Below are 312 nucleotides of genomic sequence, written 5' to 3'. Positions count from 1 at the left end.
CTGTCTGGTTGGTTAACAGTCTAGCCCGATCGATCAAAGCCTCATTTAAAGTCTGTAATGTGCTAACACTATCTTTATCAAAACGTTGCCAAAAACGTGATATTGTTGCTTGTGAAGCCAAAGACGATTTATCCAATAATAATTTAAAAAGTGGTTCTTTTTCTAAAAAAGTTGCCGCAGAATCTGTGCTATAACCGGCAATAATCTGAAGAATTAACTGTTTTAAGATACTAGAATTACTGTGTTGACAATATCGTCGCTGGTCATTGAACCTCAATAGTTTATCGGCCAAGTTGGTGAACTGAAACTTTT

The 312-nt window shown here is 35.9% G+C and carries 1 protein-coding gene; it reads right to left on the bottom strand.

Annotation, left to right across the window (positions count from 1 at the left end; all coding sequences use genetic code 11):
• The coding region (locus tag ON15_RS09750) for an IS1380 family transposase (RefSeq protein ID WP_010581308.1) at nt 1-312 on the bottom strand (312 nt) is incomplete at both ends.

This window comes from Liquorilactobacillus vini DSM 20605, from assembly GCF_000255495.1.
Lineage (GTDB): Bacteria > Bacillota > Bacilli > Lactobacillales > Lactobacillaceae > Liquorilactobacillus > Liquorilactobacillus vini.
This window is presented reverse-complemented; position numbering and strand designations above follow the sequence as displayed.